Annotated in this window: 13 protein-coding genes, 1 tRNA gene and 1 pseudogene; 6 read left to right on the forward strand and 9 right to left on the reverse strand. The window is 72.5% G+C overall.

From position 1 onward, the window contains the following. The first annotated feature begins 21 nt into the window (after positions 1-21). From GT358_RS11565 to GT358_RS11580, 4 genes are read left to right on the forward strand one after another with little or no spacing between them, the layout of a single operon-like run. Complete coding sequence (locus GT358_RS11565) at positions 22-1,044, forward strand: ligase-associated DNA damage response exonuclease (RefSeq protein ID WP_166582778.1); 1,023 nt, start codon at positions 22-24, stop codon at positions 1,042-1,044. Next, positions 1,041-2,708 carry an ATP-dependent DNA ligase gene (locus GT358_RS11570; RefSeq protein WP_166582779.1) on the forward strand — a complete coding sequence of 556 codons (1,668 nt, stop codon included), beginning with the start codon at positions 1,041-1,043 and terminating at the stop codon, positions 2,706-2,708. The genes GT358_RS11565 and GT358_RS11570 overlap by 4 nt, the downstream gene beginning before the upstream one ends. Beyond that, positions 2,689-4,506 carry a M3 family oligoendopeptidase gene (locus tag GT358_RS11575; RefSeq protein ID WP_166582780.1) on the forward strand — a complete coding sequence of 606 codons (1,818 nt, stop codon included), beginning with the start codon at positions 2,689-2,691 and terminating at the stop codon, positions 4,504-4,506. The genes GT358_RS11570 and GT358_RS11575 overlap by 20 nt, the downstream gene beginning before the upstream one ends. Positions 4,507-4,515: 9 nt before the next feature. Further along, positions 4,516-5,136, forward strand: coding sequence for a YdeI family protein (locus tag GT358_RS11580; protein ID WP_166582781.1), 621 nt, complete (start codon positions 4,516-4,518; stop codon positions 5,134-5,136). Here GT358_RS11580 and GT358_RS11585 read toward each other — a convergent pair. From GT358_RS11585 to GT358_RS11615, 7 genes and pseudogenes are all read right to left on the reverse strand, one after another. Next, complete coding sequence (locus tag GT358_RS11585) at positions 5,133-5,831, reverse strand: NAD(P)-dependent oxidoreductase (RefSeq protein ID WP_166582782.1); 699 nt, start codon at positions 5,829-5,831, stop codon at positions 5,133-5,135. The two genes, GT358_RS11580 and GT358_RS11585, sit on opposite strands and share 4 nt — an antisense overlap. A 64-nt stretch (positions 5,832-5,895) precedes the next feature. Continuing rightward, positions 5,896-6,864, reverse strand: coding sequence for a Gfo/Idh/MocA family protein (locus GT358_RS11590; RefSeq protein WP_166582783.1), 969 nt, complete (start codon positions 6,862-6,864; stop codon positions 5,896-5,898). A 65-nt stretch (positions 6,865-6,929) separates the two neighbouring features. Then, entirely contained in the window at positions 6,930-7,556 is a 627-nt protein-coding gene (locus tag GT358_RS11595) for a class I SAM-dependent methyltransferase (protein WP_166582784.1), read from the reverse strand. Then, positions 7,556-8,287 (reverse strand): phosphatidylcholine/phosphatidylserine synthase, encoded by a 732-nt coding sequence (locus GT358_RS11600; protein WP_166582785.1) that lies wholly within the window; start codon positions 8,285-8,287, stop codon positions 7,556-7,558. Before GT358_RS11600 ends, GT358_RS11595 begins: the two co-directional genes overlap by 1 nt. A 10-nt stretch (positions 8,288-8,297) precedes the next feature. Then, positions 8,298-8,993 (reverse strand): annotated as a pseudogene (locus tag GT358_RS11605) (phosphatidylserine decarboxylase); the annotation flags it as partial. Positions 8,994-9,073: 80 nt separating this feature from the next. Further along, positions 9,074-9,970 (reverse strand): RNA polymerase sigma factor RpoH, encoded by an 897-nt coding sequence (gene rpoH, locus GT358_RS11610; protein WP_166582787.1) that lies wholly within the window; start codon positions 9,968-9,970, stop codon positions 9,074-9,076. A gap of 112 nt (positions 9,971-10,082) precedes the next feature. Continuing rightward, entirely contained in the window at positions 10,083-11,105 is a 1,023-nt protein-coding gene (locus GT358_RS11615) for an RluA family pseudouridine synthase (RefSeq protein WP_166582788.1), read from the reverse strand. Between GT358_RS11615 and GT358_RS11620 the strand changes: the two genes are divergently transcribed. After that, on the forward strand, positions 11,095-11,397 hold the full coding sequence (locus tag GT358_RS11620; protein ID WP_166582789.1) for a DUF6476 family protein: 303 nt from the start codon (positions 11,095-11,097) through the stop codon (positions 11,395-11,397). The genes GT358_RS11615 and GT358_RS11620 overlap by 11 nt on opposite strands. On the opposite strand, the gene GT358_RS11625 is transcribed toward GT358_RS11620, so the two are convergent. Further along, positions 11,398-11,473 (reverse strand) — tRNA-Arg (locus GT358_RS11625). Between the two features lie 102 nt (positions 11,474-11,575). Between GT358_RS11625 and GT358_RS11630 the strand changes: the two genes are divergently transcribed. After that, positions 11,576-12,217 carry a superoxide dismutase family protein gene (locus GT358_RS11630; protein WP_166582790.1) on the forward strand — a complete coding sequence of 214 codons (642 nt, stop codon included), beginning with the start codon at positions 11,576-11,578 and terminating at the stop codon, positions 12,215-12,217. Between the two features lie 10 nt (positions 12,218-12,227). On the opposite strand, the gene GT358_RS11635 is transcribed toward GT358_RS11630, so the two are convergent. After that, complete coding sequence (locus tag GT358_RS11635; protein WP_166582791.1) at positions 12,228-12,539, reverse strand: ETC complex I subunit; 312 nt, start codon at positions 12,537-12,539, stop codon at positions 12,228-12,230. Positions 12,540-12,620: the final 81 nt, after the last annotated feature.

The following is a 12,620-nucleotide window of genomic DNA, read 5'->3' on the forward strand; positions in this document are numbered from 1 at the left end:
GCGCGCGCTAGGTCGCAGGCCATGCCGGTCCTGTCCCTCACCGATCGCGGCCTCTACTGCGAGGCGGGCGACTTCCACATCGACCCCTGGCGGCCCGTTCCCCGCGCGCTCGTCACCCACGGCCATGCCGACCACGCCCGGCCCGGCATGGGCGCCTATCTTGTGACCGGGGACGCCGCCCCCGTGGTCCGCCACCGCCTCCGTCCCGACCGGCTCGAGACGGTCCCCTACGGACAGACCCTGACGATCGGGGACGCGCGCGTCTCCTTCCACCCCGCGGGCCACGTCCCCGGATCGGCCCAGATCCGGGTCGAGGTTGGGGGCGAGGTCTGGGTCGTCTCGGGCGACTACAAGACCGAGGCCGACGGCCTCTCCGCCCCGTGGGAGCCGGTCGCCTGCCACACCTTTGTCAGCGAATGCACCTTCGGCCTGCCCGTCTTCCGCTGGCGCCCCCAGGCCGAGCTGGCCGCCGACCTCAACGCCTGGTGGGCCGCCAACGCGGCCGAGGGGCGGTTCTCGCTCCTCGGGGCCTACTCGCTGGGCAAGGCCCAGAGGCTTCTGCACATGCTCGACCCCTCCGTGGGCCCCATCCTGACCCATGGCGCGGTCGAAGGCGTGACCGCCGTGCTGCGCGAGCAGGGCCTGCCGCTGCCGCCCACCATCCGCGTGGCCCAGGGCCTCGACCTCAAGGCCCATCGCGGCGCGCTGGTCCTCTGCCCGCCCTCGGCGCTCGACGCCCCCTGGGCGCGCAAGTTCGGCGAGGCGCGCCGCGCCGTCGCCTCGGGCTGGATGGCGCTGCGCGGCATCCGCCGGCGGCGGGGCGCGGACCGGGGCTTCGTGCTGTCGGACCATGCCGACTGGCCCGGCCTCAACGCCGCCATCGCCGCCACCGGAGCGGAGCGCGTCCTCGTCACCCACGGCTACACCGCGCCCTTCCGCCGCTGGCTCGAGGAGCAGGGCCTCGAGGCCGGGATCGTCCACACCGACTGGATGGGAGAGGCCCCCGAGGGCGCCGAGGCCGAGCCCGAGGAGGCCCCGGCATGAGGGACTTCGCCACGCTCTATGCCCGCCTCGACTCGACCACCCGCACCGGCGAGAAGGTCGCCGCCCTGGCCGAGTTCTTCCGCACCGCCCCCGAGGCCGATCGCCTCTGGACGATCGCCCTGTTCTCCGGCCGCCGCCCCCGCCGCGCCGTCAACGCCACGAAGATGCGCGAATGGGCGGCCGAGGCGTCGGGCCTGCCCCTGTGGCTGGTCGAGGAATCCTATGCCGTCGCCGGCGACCTGAGCGAGACCATCGCCCTGATCCTGCCGCCCCCCTCGCAGGAGCTGGACCTGCCGCTCGCACACTGGATGGACCGCCTCGCCCGGCTCGCCGCCCTGCCCGAGCCCGAGCGGCGCGAGGCGCTGCTGGAAATGTGGGACTCGCTTCCGCCCTTCGAGCGGTTCCTGTTCAACAAGCTGCTCACGGGGTCCTTCCGCGTCGGCATCTCCCAGACCCTCGTGGTCCGCGCCGTGGCCCAAGCCGAGGGCCTGCCCGACACCGAGGTGGCCCACCGCCTGATGGGCACTTGGACGCCCGCCACCACGACCTGGGCGGCCCTGCTGCGCGAGGGCAATGCCGCCGACGACGGCGCCCGCCCCTATCCCTTCTTTCTCGCCTATCCGCTCGAGGACCCGGCCGATCTCGGCGACCCCCGCGACTGGTTCGCCGAGCGCAAGTGGGATGGCATCCGCGGCCAGCTCATCCTGCGCGGGGGGCGCCACCACCTCTGGAGCCGGGGCGAGGACCTCGTCACCGACCGCTTCCCCGAGATCGCCCGCGCGCTCGACTGGCTGCCCCCCGGCACCGTGCTCGACGGCGAGATCCTGGCCTGGCGCGACGGCCGGCCGCTGCCCTTCGCCGCGCTCCAGACGCGGATCGGCCGCAAGACGCTCTCCCGCGCCACGCTCGAGGCCGCGCCCGTGATCCTGATGGCCTACGACCTGCTCGAGGAGGGGGGCGCGGACATCCGCCCCCTCCCCTTCGCCGAGCGTCGCGCCCGCCTCGACGCGCTGCTCGCCCCCCTGCCCCCGGACGCGCCGCTGCGGCTCTCGCCGGCCGTGCCGTTCGAGACGCTCGACGACCTCGCCCGCTCGCGCGAGGCCGCGCGCGAGGAAGGAGCCGAGGGGCTGATGCTCAAGCGCCTCGCCTCTCCCTACGGGACGGGGCGCAGAAAGGGCGACTGGTGGAAATGGAAGGTCGAGCCCTTCAGCGTGGACGCGGTCATGGTCTATGCGCAGGCCGGCTCGGGCCGGCGGGCCAACCTGTTCACCGACTTCACCTTCGCCGTGCGCGACGGCGACGCGCTGGTGCCCTTCACCAAGGCCTATTCGGGCCTGACGGACGAGGAGTTCCGCCAGATCACCGCCTGGGTGCACCGCCACACGATCCAGCGCTTCGGCCCCGTCCGGCAGGTCGAACCCGTGCAGGTCTTCGAGATCGGCTTCGAGGGCATCCAAGCCAGCCCCCGCCACAAGTCGGGCGTCGCCCTGCGCTTTCCCCGGATGCTGCGCTGGCGCCGCGACAAGCCCGCCTCCGAGATCGACACGCTCGAGAGCTTGCGCGCGCTCCTGCGCCAGCAGGAGGCGGGGTTCCGTCCAGCGGCCCCCTCCCCTATGGAGGACGGGCCCACAAGGGGAGAGCACGATGCCGCATCCGTTCCGTGACGCCACCCGCGAGGCCGGAGGCGCCGAGGCGCTGGGCCCGATGCCCGAATGGGACCTGTCGGACCTCTATGCCGCGCCCGACGCCCCCGAGGTCAAGCGCGATCTCGACTGGCTCGAGGAGGCCTGCCGCGCCTTCGCCGCCGACTACGAGGGCCGGCTCGCCGCGCTCGACGCGCCGGGCCTGCTCGAGGCCGTGCGCCGCTACGAGCGCATCGAGTTGGTCTCGGGCCGGATCATGTCCTATGCGGGTCTGCGCTACTACCAGCTGACGCTCGACCCCGAGCGCGCCAAGTTCCTGTCGGACTGCCAGGACCGGGTGACGGCCTACACCACCCCGCTCGTGTTCTGGAGCCTCGAGTTCAACCGCCTGCCCGACAATCACCTCGCCGCGCTGCTCGGCCAGAGCGCGGATCTGGCGCGCTACAAGCCCGTCTTCGACCGGATGCGCGCCATGAAGCCCTTCCAGCTCTCCGACGAGCTGGAGCGCTTCCTGCACGACCAGAGCACGGTGGGCGCCTCGGCCTGGAACAAGCTCTTCGACGAGACCATCGCCGCGCTCGAGTTCGACGTGGACGGCGAGCGCATGGGGATCGAGCCCGCGCTGAACCTGCTCACCGATCCCGACCGCGCCCGGCGCGAGGCGGCGTTCCACGCGCTCGCCGCCACGTTCGGCGCCCACACCCGCACCTTCGCCCGGATCCACAACACGCTGGCCAAGGAAAAGGAGATCGAGGACCGCTGGCGCGGCTTTCCCACGCCCCAGCACGCGCGCCACCTGTCGAACCACGTCGAGCCAGAGGTGGTCGAGGCGCTGCGCGCCGCCGTGGTGGAGGCCTATCCGCGGCTCTCGCACCGCTACTACCGGCTCAAGGCGCGCTGGCTCGGCCTCGATCGGCTGGAGGTCTGGGACCGCAACGCGCCGCTGCCGCAGGACGACCGCCTGATCCCCTGGGCCGAGGCCGAGGCGACCGTGCTCGACGCCTATGCGGCCTTCGACCCGCGCATGGCGGACCTCGCCCGGCCCTTCTTCGGCAAGGGCTGGATCGACGCCGCCGCCAAGCCCGGCAAGGCCCCCGGCGCCTTCGCCCACCCGACCGTCACGGACGCGCACCCCTATGTGCTGCTCAACTACCTGGGCAAGCCGCGCGACGTGATGACGCTCGCCCACGAACTGGGGCACGGCGTGCACCAGGTCCTCGCCGCCGGTCAGGGTGAGCTTCTGTCGGCCACGCCCCTGACGCTCGCCGAGACGGCGAGCGTCTTCGGCGAGATGCTGACCTTCCGCAAGCTTCTGGCCGAGGCGCCGGATGCGCGGTCGCGCAAGGCGCTGCTGGCCGGCAAGGTGGAGGACCAGATCAACACGGTCGTCCGCCAGATCGCCTTCTACGACTTCGAGTCGAAGCTCCATGCCGCGCGGCGCAACGGGGAACTCACGCCCGACGACATCGGCGCGCTGTGGATGTCCGTCCAGGCCGAGTCGCTGGGCGACGCCTTCCGCTTCGCACCGGGCTACGAGACGTTCTGGACCTACATCCCCCATTTTGTGCACTCGCCCTTCTACGTCTATGCCTATGCCTTCGGCGACGGGCTGGTGAACGCGCTCTACGCGGCCTGGGAGGAGGGCGATGCGGAGTTCCGCGACAAGTACTTCGCCATGCTGCGCGCGGGCGGCTCCATGCACCACCGCGACCTGCTCGCGCCCTTCGGGCTCGATGCCTCCGATCCCGGATTCTGGCACAAGGGCCTCGGGATGATCGAGCGGCTGATCGACGAGCTCGAGGCGATGGACGGGGCCTGAGCGCAGGGGATGATCGCCACCGCGGACGAGTACTTCGCAAGCGGCTGCGGCCGCTGCGCGCGCTTCGCCACGCCGGACTGCTCGGCCCGCCGCTGGGCCGGGGGGCTGGCTGAGCTGCGGCGCCTCTGCCTCGCGGCGGGTCTGTCCGAGGCGGTGCGGTGGGGGCACCCGTGCTACCGGCATGCGGGGCGCAACGTCGCCATCATCGGCGCCTTCCGCGACGACTTCCGCCTCAGCCTGTTCGACGCCGTGCTTCTCCCGGACGCCGAGGGCGTGCTGGAGCGGCAGGGGCCGAACACCCGGCACGCGGATGCCTTCCGCTTTCGCAGCAACGACGGACCGGCCCAGCGGGCGGAGGCGATCCTCGCCTGTCTGCGCGCGGCAATGGACATGGCCGAGCGCGGCCTGAGGGCACCGAAGGCCGAAGGGGCGCCGGACCTCCCGGACGAGCTGGTGGCCGCACTCGACGCCGATCCCGCACTGGCCGAGGCCTTTGCCGCCCTCACGCCGGGGCGCCAGCGCAGCTATGCCGTCGCGCTCTCCTCGGCCAGGACGGCGGCCACGCGGATCGCGCGGATCGCCCGCTTCCGCGACCGCATCCTCGCCGGCAAGGGCGCGACCGAGCGCTAGGACAGCATCTCGAGCGCGACGCGGACGTTGCTCTCCATCGCGCCGGGCTCGTCGCGGGCGATGAAGGGCGCCTTGCGCAGCCAGGCGTCATTGGCCGCGCAGTCCAGCAGCAGCGCCGCCACGTCGCCCGTCCGCGCGCGGATCACGTCCGGCGGAAACGGCTCCTCGCCCACGTAAGGATCGCCCGACGCCTCGGCCTTCATGAGCCAGCCGGGCCGCACGGCCGTCCAGTCCAGCCCCGAGACGCGCAGCATCGCCTCCATCCCGCGCATCTGGTCGAGCACGCGCGTCAGCGACGGGATCACCGCCGTGCGGAACAACGCCGGGCCCCGGTCCGTCACCGCCACGAAGGCTGCCGAGATGACGACAATCCTCCGCACCCCCTCGGCCTGCATCGCCTCGACGATGCGCGTCGTCCCCTCGACGTAGAGAGGGGGCGGGTTGAGCAGCGTGGCGGGATCGTTGGGCACGCCGAGGCAGGAGATGACGGCATCGACCCCCCGCACGAGGGGGCGCAGGTCGCCCGAGAGCACGTCGGCCTCCATCCGCTCCACCCCGGGGGGGAGGTCGGCATCCTTGCGGAAGCGGTATTCCGAGGCGCGCACGGGATGGCCCGCCGCCACCGCCTGCCGCACCACCTCGGACCCCGTCGCGCCCTGCGCGCCGAAGACCAGAATGCGCCGCTTGTCCGCCATGATTGCCCCCGTCCAGCCGGTCGCCGGGGCAACGACCGTGGGGGCCCGATCGTTCCGGCGCCGCTCAGGCGGCGGCCAGCACCATGTCGATCATCCGCTGCGTGCCCCGGCTCCATTCGAGCGGGCAGGGAAAGGGCACCCCCTCGCGCAGCGAGCGGCCGAAGGCCTCGGCCTGGAGGACATAGTGGTTCGCCCCCGGCCAGCGCTCGAAGGTCCGCGCGCCGGACGAATTCTCCAGCACGATCTGCGCGAGGTCGAAGACGCCCGCGTTGAACGGGCCCCAGCCCACGCGCAGCACGCCCCCCTCGCCGTGGAACACGACCTCCTGGCGGGGAAACATCCGCATGGAGGTGAAGCCCGCATAGGTGAACGAGGGGAAGCGCGCGACCACATGGGCGAAGGTGTCCACGCCCGCCTCGCGCCGCACGATCGCGTGCTCGATCGCCTCGGGCTCCTCTCCGGTCACGAAGCGCGTCGAGCCGAAGGTATAGACCCCGATATCGGGCAAGGAGCCTCCGCCCGCATCCTGCCGGTTGCGGATGTTGGCCATGTCCGTGAGGTGGTAGGAAAAGGCCGCGTCCACATGGACGAGACGCCCGATTGCGCCCCCCTGGACCAGCTCCCGCGCGCGCTGCCACTGGGGGTGGTGGACGATCATGAAGGCCTCGGCCGCCAGCCGCCCCGACCGGTCGCGCGCGGCGATCAGGCGGTCGAACTCGGTCTCGCGCAGGGCGATGGGCTTCTCGCACAGGACGTGCTTGCCGGCGGCGAGCGCCCGCTCGGTCCATTCCACATGGAGGTGGTTGGGCAGCGGAATGTAGACCGCCTCCACCTCGGGGTCCCCGAGCAGCGCCTCGTAGCCCGCATGCACGCGCAGGCGGGGCGCGAAGGCCCGGAAACCCTCGGCCTTGGCGGGGTCCGAGGTGGCGAGCGCGACCAACTCGGCGCCGCGCGCGGCGTGGATCGCGGGGGCCATCTGCTCGCGTGCGAAGCGCGAGGCCCCCAGGACGCCCCAGCGGACGGGTTCGTGCATGATGTCTCTCCCCTCGTGGCCGGGGGCCACCCTAGGGGCGGGGCGAGGGCGGGCGCAAGCCGTGCTCAGGCGCGGTGCAGCACCAGAAGCGTCATGATCCCGAAGGGCGGCAGGCGCCGCTCCTCGCCCGGCGACAGGCGCGGGTCCGAGACGACCTCCGAACGGTCGAAGTCCGAATGCCAGCCCAGCCGGTCGGCGAACGGCGCGAGCACGCGCTCCGCGAGGCCCAGCGCCCCGCCCTCGCGCGCGAAATGCGTCACCGTCACCGCCCGTCCACCGGGGCGCAGGACGCGCGCGATCTCGGCCATCACGCGGCGCGGCTCGGGGACGACGGAGAGGACGTGCATGGCGGCTACGGCGTCAAAGGAGGCGTCGGGCAGGTCCATCGCGCGCGCGTCCGCGAGGCGCAGGTCCTCGACCGTCTCCAGACCCTCGGCCGCCTTGCGCGCACGCGCCAGCATGTCGGGGCTGGCGTCGAGGCCGGTCACGCGGACATGCGCGGCATAGAGCGGCAGGGCGAGGCCGGTGCCCACCCCCACCTCGAGCACGCGCGTGACGCCCCCCTCGCCCAGCGGCAGCGCGTTGATGCGGCGCACCGCCTCCTCGCGGCCGCGCCGGGTGATGGCGCCGAAGGTGCGGTCATAGACCGGCGCCCAGCGGCGATAGCTGCTTTCGACAGCGCGGATCTCCATCACGCCCTCCTGCTCCGTCGCACGGCCGACCAGGCCACGACCCCCAGATAGACCGCGCACAGCAACAGAAGCGTGACCCACGGAAAGGACACGACCAGCGCCAGAAGCGCGACAAAGCCCACGAGCACGTATTTCGCGTGCTCGGCCCGGATGCGCATGGCCTTGGTCGAGGGGGTCGGCACGCGGCTGATCATCAGAAAGGCCACCAGCAGCAGATAGGCCTCGACCAGGATCACGGGCCGCGGCCCCGCCGGCCAAGCCGCCGCCAGGAACACGGGGGCGAGCGCCAGCGTCGCGCCGGCCGGGGCGGGAACGCCCACGAACAGGCTGTCGTCGCGTTCCTCCCTGGGGCGGCGCGCGCCCACGTTGAACCGCGCCAGCCGCAGGACACAGGCGATGGCAAAGACCAGCACCACGGCCCAGAGCAGCGGCCGCGCCTCGGCCTGCGACCAGAAATAGAGCGTGAGGCCCGGCGCCACCCCGAAATTCACGAAGTCGGCGAGCGAGTCGAGCTCGGCCCCGATCTCGCTCTCGCTGCGCAGCATCCGCGCGAGCCGCCCGTCCACCGCATCGAGCACCGCCGCCACCAGGATCAGGACCACCGACAGGTGATACTGCCCCAGCGCGGCGAAGCGGATCGCCGTCAGCCCGGCACAGATCGCGGCCACGGTGACGAGGTTCGGCAGAAGCCGCCACAGCGGCATCCGGTCGCGGACGGGACGGGGCTCCATCCGGGGGGCCTCAGTCGCGGCGGGCGCGGCGGCGCGGCTCGGCCGAGAGGAGGTCGGCCAGCACCGTCTCGCCCGCCACGGTGGTCTGGCCCGGCGCCACGAGCGGCTCGACGCCCTCGGGCAGGTACACGTCCACGCGCGATCCGAAGCGGATCAGGCCGAAGCGCTCGCCCACGTCGAGGACGCGGCCCTCGTCGGCGAAGCTGACGATACGGCGCGCGACCAGCCCCGCGATCTGGACCACGGCCAGCCTGCGGCCGTCGTCCATCTCGATCAGGTAGCTCATCCGCTCGTTGTCCTCGCTCGCCTTGTCTAGCGAGGCGTTGAGGAACCGGCCCGGCCGGTAGGCGCGCCGGACCACCCGGCCCGGCACGGGCGAGCGGTTCACGTGGCAGTCGAAGACGTTCATGAACACGCTCACCCGCGTCAGGGCAATGGGGGGCAGGCCCAGCTCGGCCGGCGGAACGGCGGGCTCGATCAGCGACACGACCCCGTCGGCGGGGCTGACGACCAGACCGTCGCGCAGGGGCACGCTGCGCGGCGGGTCGCGGAAGAAGTAGTAGCACCAGACCGTCAGGCCCACGCCGAGCCAGCCCAGCGGCGCCGACACCAGAAACAGGACCACCGTGACCGCCGCAAAGACCGCCACGAAGGGCCGCCCCTCGGGGTGCATCGGCTTCACGACCGTGGCCATCATGTCCATGGGGCGCCTCCTGCCGGACCTGCGCCACCGGACCTACGCGGCACGGGCGGGCCGCGCAACCGCCCCGGCCCCCCTGCCGCCGCTCACGCCTCCGCGAGCATGCCCCGCTCGCGCGCGAGGTCCTGCATCCGCTTCTGGAGCTTCTCGAAGGCGCGCACCTCGATCTGGCGGATCCGCTCGCGCGAGACACCGTAGCGCTCGGAGAGTTCCTCGAGCGTGACCACCTCGTCGCGCAGCCGTCGCTGGACGAGGATGTCGCGCTCGCGCTCGTTGAGCACCTCCATGGCCCGTTCCAGCAGTTCGCGCCGCGCCTCCAGCTCGTCGCGCTCGGCGAAGGCGGCGGCCTGGTCGGCCTCCTCGTCCTCCAGCCAGTCCTGCCACTGGGTCGAGCTGTCCCCCTCCGATCCGATCGTCGCGTTGAGCGAGGCGTCACCGCCCGAGAGGCGGCGGTTCATCGACACGACCTCCTCCTCGGCCACGCCCAGATCGGCTGCGATGCGGGCGACGTTCTCGGGCCGCAGGTCGCCCTCCTCCAGGGCGCCGATCCGGGCCTTGGCCTTGCGCAGGTTGAAGAACAGCTTCTTCTGCGCGCTGGTCGTGCCCAGCTTCACGAGGGACCAGGACCGCAGGATGTATTCCTGGATCGCCGCCCGGATCCACCACATCGCATAGGTGGCCAGCCGGAAGCCCTTTTCCGGGTCGAAGCGCTTGACCGCCTGCATGAGGCCCACATTCGCCTCGGAGATGACCTCCGCCTGCGGCAGACCATAGCCGCGATAGCCCATCGCGATCTTGGCCGCGAGGCGCAGGTGCGACGTCACCAGCTTGTGCGCCGCCGAGGCGTCGCCATGGTCCACCCAGCGCTTCGCCAGCATGTATTCCTCTTCCGGCTCGAGCATGGGGAACTTCCGGATCTCCTGCAGATACCGGTTGAGCCCCTGTTCGGGAGAAGGCGCAGGAAGGTTCGCATAGGACGCCATGACGGTCCCTCCGTGATGTTAATCCCCCTAACATGAGACGTTGCGGCAAACAAGGCGGACGGCCCGGCCGACCGCCGGTCGCATCCCGCTCCCGGGCGGGCCCGACGCCTCCTCAACCGCGCAGGGCCGCGACGAGTTCCGCAAGGTCCGGCGGCAGCGGCGATTCGAACCGGAGCCGCTCGCCCATGACGGGATGCACGAACCCCAACGTGGCCGCATGGAGGGCCTGGCGCGGGAAGGCTTCCGCCTGCTGCGCGCCCGGCTGGGCCGCAGGCAGCCGACGCCGGCCCCCATAGACCGGGTCTCCGATCAGCGGATGGCCGACATGCGCCAAATGGACGCGGATCTGGTGCGTCCGCCCGGTCTCGAGCCGACACTCGAGCAGCGCCGCCCCGCCCAGCCGCTCGAGCACGCGCGCACGGGTGACGGCGTGCCGCCCGCCTGCGGGGCGCACGGCCTGACGCTGACGGTCCGTCGGGTGGCGCCCCAGCGGCAGGGCGATCCGCAGCACCCCGCCCGCCTCCCATGCCACGCCGGGCAGGCCCGCCAGCCGCGCATCCGCCGGGTCCGGGACGCCGTGGCAGAGGGCGAGATAGGCGCGCTCCACGTCGTGGGCGGCAAAGCGCGCGGCCAGCCCGCGGTGCGCTCGGTCCGTCTTGGCCGCGACCAGCAGGCCCGACGTGTCCTTGTCGATGCGGTGGACGATGCCCGGCCGCTGCACCCCCCCGATCCCCGACAGCGCCTCGCCGCAATGGTGCATCAGCGCGTTGACCAACGTGCCGTCGCGGCTGCCCGGCGCGGGGTGGACAACCATGCCCGCGGGCTTGTCCACCACGATCAGGTCGCCGTCCTCCCACACGACCCTGAGCGCGATCGGCTGCGCCTCGGTCCGCGCCGCCTCGGGCGGGGCCAGGGCGATCTCCACCGCCGCGCCCGCGCGGACGGGGGCGGCGGGGTCCGTCTCCACCCGCCCGTCCACCCGCACCGCGCCCTCCGCGATCAGCCGCGCCAGGCGCGAGCGGCTGAGCACGCCATGCGCCCCCGCCTCTGGCACGTCGCGGGCCAGCGCCTTATCAAGGCGCCGCGGCGGCTCGGCCGCAAGGTGAAAGCTGAGGCGATCGGTCATGGAGCCCATCCCGGACGGCCCGGCTGTTCTACCGCCCGGCCTGCGCGCGCTCCAGCGCCTCGTCCTCGGACTGATCGGGGTGATGATCGCGGGCTTCGTGGTGCTGGTCGGCGCGTTCCTGTGGCGGCTCAACGCGCCCGCACCGATCCTGCCGCCGGCCGTGACGCTGCCCGACGGCTCGGCCCGCCCGGTCGCCTTCACCATGGCGGGCGACTGGTTCGCCGTGGTCACGGCCGACGACCGCATCCTGATCTACGACCGCCTCACCGGCCGTCTGCGCCAGACCCTCGCGGTCGAATGATGGCGGCCCCGGCAGGACTCGAACCTGCAGCCATTCGCTTAGAAGGCGAGTGCTCTATCCGTTGAGCTACGGAGCCCCGCCCCTCCATAGCCCGCCACCGGCGGTAGCGGAAGCGCCCAGGCGGAACGCGAGGCCGTGCCGGGGGGTTTCTCCCGGGCCACCCGCCAGGGAGATCCCGATGCGCCGCCTGCTTCTCGCCTCTGCCCTGCCCCTCGTCTGCGCGCTGCCGCTCGCCGCCCAGGATGCGGGGCAGCCTGCCGCCCCTTCGCCCGACGGGGGGCACGACCATGCCGCCGATCCCGCAGCGGCTGCCTCGTCCGACACGATCGGCGGCACCGGCGCCCTTGTGAACGCGCAGGGCACCCCCCTCGGCAACGTCACGCTCGAAGCCGCTCCGAGCGGCCATTCGCTGGTCATCATCGTGGCCGAGGGCTTCCCCGAAGGCGTGTTCGGCGTCCACCTCCATGAGGTCGGCCTGTGCGAGGGGCCCGGTTTCGAGAGCGCGGGCGACCACATCGCCGGAGAGGGTCAGGTCCACGGGATCCGCAACCCCGGCGGGCCCCATGCGGGCGATCTGCCCAACGCCCATGTGCAGGCCGACGGCGTGCTCGCCATGGAGGCGTTCGCGATCGGACTGACGGCCGAGATGGTGTTCGACGAGGACGGCAGCGCCCTCATCGTCCACGAGAGCCCGGACGATTACACGACCCACGACCACGGCAACAGCGGCGGCCGCATCGCCTGCGCCGTCGTCGAGGCGTCGCCTGCCGCCGAGATCCCGCCCGAGGATGCGGCCCCCGCCGACGCGGCCGGAAACTGACGCCTCAGGGTCAGTGGGTCCAGGGCATCCGCCGGGCGGTCGAGAAGTTCTCGCCATAGCCGCCGGGGCGGATGTTGGGACGGCGCGGATGGTCGTCGATCACCACCGCGTCGATCCCGTGGCGCAGCGCATAGGCCTGCGCCGCCTCCTTGCTGTCGAAGGTGAGGCGTACCTGCGTCTGCGTGTCGCGGCTGCCGGTCCAGCCCATCAGGGGATCGAGGAAACGGTCCTGCCCCGGCTCGAAGTCCAGCACCCAGTCGGCCGTGGTGGCCGATCCGATCTGGGTATTGTTGCGGGGCATCCGAGTGATGCGTGCGCGCATGGTGGGCCTCCTCGCTTCCCCGCCTTCTGCCCGACCGGACCGCGCCCCGCAAGTTGCCTTGCGCCGGAACGAACGAGGCAC

Source organism: Rubellimicrobium sp. CFH 75288 (assembly GCF_009904055.1).
Classification (GTDB): domain Bacteria; phylum Pseudomonadota; class Alphaproteobacteria; order Rhodobacterales; family Rhodobacteraceae; genus Rubellimicrobium.

Excerpts from the sequence above, each read along its gene's own strand:
- GT358_RS11620 (WP_166582789.1), top strand. The coding sequence starts at position 11,095 with ATGGAGCCCATCCCGGACGGCCCGGCTGTTCTACCGCCCGGCCTGCGC.
- GT358_RS11570 (WP_166582779.1), top strand. The coding sequence starts at position 1,041 with ATGAGGGACTTCGCCACGCTCTATGCCCGCCTCGACTCGACCACCCGC.
- GT358_RS11585 (WP_166582782.1), bottom strand. The coding sequence starts at position 5,831 with ATGGCGGACAAGCGGCGCATTCTGGTCTTCGGCGCGCAGGGCGCGACG.
- GT358_RS11595 (WP_166582784.1), bottom strand. The coding sequence starts at position 7,556 with ATGGAGATCCGCGCTGTCGAAAGCAGCTATCGCCGCTGGGCGCCGGTC.
- GT358_RS11575 (WP_166582780.1), top strand. The coding sequence starts at position 2,689 with ATGCCGCATCCGTTCCGTGACGCCACCCGCGAGGCCGGAGGCGCCGAG.
- GT358_RS11590 (WP_166582783.1), bottom strand. The coding sequence starts at position 6,864 with ATGCACGAACCCGTCCGCTGGGGCGTCCTGGGGGCCTCGCGCTTCGCA.
- GT358_RS11565 (WP_166582778.1), top strand. The coding sequence starts at position 22 with ATGCCGGTCCTGTCCCTCACCGATCGCGGCCTCTACTGCGAGGCGGGC.
- GT358_RS11635 (WP_166582791.1), bottom strand. The coding sequence starts at position 12,539 with ATGCGCGCACGCATCACTCGGATGCCCCGCAACAATACCCAGATCGGA.
- GT358_RS11580 (WP_166582781.1), top strand. The coding sequence starts at position 4,516 with ATGATCGCCACCGCGGACGAGTACTTCGCAAGCGGCTGCGGCCGCTGC.
- GT358_RS11630 (WP_166582790.1), top strand. The coding sequence starts at position 11,576 with ATGCGCCGCCTGCTTCTCGCCTCTGCCCTGCCCCTCGTCTGCGCGCTG.
- GT358_RS11615 (WP_166582788.1), bottom strand. The coding sequence starts at position 11,105 with ATGGGCTCCATGACCGATCGCCTCAGCTTTCACCTTGCGGCCGAGCCG.
- rpoH (WP_166582787.1), bottom strand. The coding sequence starts at position 9,970 with ATGGCGTCCTATGCGAACCTTCCTGCGCCTTCTCCCGAACAGGGGCTC.
- GT358_RS11600 (WP_166582785.1), bottom strand. The coding sequence starts at position 8,287 with ATGGAGCCCCGTCCCGTCCGCGACCGGATGCCGCTGTGGCGGCTTCTG.